The sequence below is a fragment of the Salipiger sp. genome, assembly GCF_059781815.1.
Map to the genome: position 1 here is coordinate 1 of NZ_JBYNAH010000380.1, position 2313 is coordinate 2313.

Genomic DNA, 2313 nt, shown 5'->3' on the forward strand with positions numbered 1-2313 from the left:
TGTTCCACCTGCTGACCCACGCCTTCTTCAAGGCGATGCTGTTCCTCGGCGCGGGCTCGGTGATCCACGCGATGCATCACGAGCAGGACATGCGCAATTACGGCGCGCTGCGGACCAAGATCCCGATGACCTACTGGGCGATGATGATCGGCACGCTGGCCATCACCGGCGTCGGCATCCCGCTGACCGGCTGGTTCGGCTTCGCGGGCTTTGTCTCCAAGGACGCGATCATCGAGAGCGCCTGGGCCGGAACCTCGGGGGGCTACGCCTTCTGGATGCTGGTCATCGCGGCGCTGTTCACCAGCTTCTATAGCTGGCGCCTGATCTTCCTGACCTTCTTCGGCAAGGCGCGGGGCGACAAGCACACCCACGAACACGCCCATGAGAGCCCCAAGGTCATGCTGATCCCGCTCGGCGTGCTCGCCATCGGCGCGGTGTTCTCGGGCATGGTGTTCTACAAGTCCTTCTTCGGCGACCACGACAAGGTGCTGAGCTTCTTCGGAATGCCCGCCCATCACGCCGAGGCTTCCGAGGGCGGCCACGGAACCGAGCACGAGAGCGCCGAGGCCGACCATGCCGAGGAGGCTGCGCCCGCGGCCGAGGAGGCACATGGCGAAGAGACCCATGGCGAAGAGACCGCAGCCGCCGACGAGGCCCATGGCGCGGAGGGCGCAGACGCCCATGCCGCCACCGGGCTCGAGTATGGTGCAATCTACATGGCGCCCGACAACACCGTGATGGACGACGCGCACCACGCGCCGGTCTGGGTCAAGCTTTCGCCCTTCGTCGCGATGGTTCTGGGCTTCGTCGTCGCCTACTGGTTCTACATCGTGAACCCGACCCTGCCGCGCAAGCTCGCCGAGAACCAGCGTCCGCTGTATCTTTTCCTGCTCAACAAGTGGTATTTCGACGAGGCCTACGATTTCCTCTTCGTCCGCCCCGCCAAGGCGGTGGGCCGGATCTTCTGGAAGCGCGGTGACGGCAACGTCATCGACGGCACCATCAACGGCGTCGCCATGGGGATCATCCCCTTCCTGACCAAGCTCGCGGGACGCGCGCAGTCCGGCTACATCTTCACCTACGCCTTCGCCATGGTGATCGGGATTGCGATCCTGGTGACCTGGATGTCGATCCTCGGAGGGGCCCACTAATGGATAACCTGCTGTCCATCGTCACCTTCCTGCCGGCGCTCGCGGCGCTGATCCTGGCGCTGTTCCTGCGCGGCGGGGACGCGGCCGCCGACCGCAACGCCAAGTGGCTGGCGATGATCGCCACCTCGGCGACCTTCGTGATCTCGCTGTTCATCCTGTTCCAGTTCGACGCCTCCGACACCGGCTTCCAGATGGTCGAAGAGGGCAACTGGATCATGGGGATGAACTACAAGATGGGCGTCGACGGCATCTCGGTGCTCTTTGTCATGCTCACCACCTTCATGATGCCGCTGACCATCCTCGCCAGCTGGGACGTCAAGCTGCGGGTGAAGGAATACATGATCGCCTTCCTGCTGCTCGAGACCCTGATGCTCGGCGTGTTCATGGCGCTCGACCTGGTGCTGTTCTACCTGTTCTTCGAGGCAGGCCTCATTCCGATGTTCCTGATCATCGGCATCTGGGGCGGCAAGAACCGCATCTATGCCAGCTTCAAGTTCTTCCTCTACACCTTCCTCGGCTCGGTGCTCATGCTGGTGGCGATGGTGGCGATGTATGCCGATGCCGGCACCACCGACATCCCGACGCTGCTGGCCCACGAGTTCGCCTTTGCCGATTTCGAGGTGCTGGGCATCCACATCGTCGGCGGCCTGCAGACCATGCTCTGGCTGGCCTTCTTCGCCAGCTTCGCGGTCAAGATGCCGATGTGGCCGGTGCACACCTGGCTGCCCGACGCGCACGTGCAGGCGCCCACCGCGGGCTCCGTGGTGCTGGCGGCGATCCTGCTGAAGATGGGCGGCTACGGTTTCCTGCGCTTCTCCCTGCCGATGTTCCCGGTGGGCTCCGAGGTCATGGCGCCGCTGGTGTTCTGGATGTCGGCCATCGCCATCGTCTACACCTCGCTGGTGGCGCTGGTGCAGGAGGACATGAAGAAGCTCATCGCCTATTCGTCGGTGGCCCACATGGGCTACGTGACCATGGGCATCTTCGCCGCCAACCAGCAGGGCATCGACGGTGCCATCTTCCAGATGCTGAGCCACGGCTTCATCTCCGGCGCGCTCTTCCTCTGCGTCGGCGTGATCTACGACCGCATGCACACCCGCGAGATCGACGCCTATGGCGGCCTCGTGAACCGGATGCCGGCCTACGCGCTGATCTTCATGCT

At 63.9% G+C, this 2313-nt stretch carries 2 protein-coding genes; both read left to right on the plus strand.

What is annotated here, in order from left to right:
* Positions 1 to 1151 (plus strand): proton-conducting transporter transmembrane domain-containing protein (locus AC6RA4_RS24925; protein ID WP_500164927.1); only part of this gene is annotated, 1151 nt, incomplete at its 5' end.
* The coding region (locus AC6RA4_RS24930; protein ID WP_500164929.1) for an NADH-quinone oxidoreductase subunit M at positions 1151 to 2313 on the plus strand (1163 nt) is incomplete at its 3' end. The genes AC6RA4_RS24925 and AC6RA4_RS24930, both read left to right, overlap by 1 nt.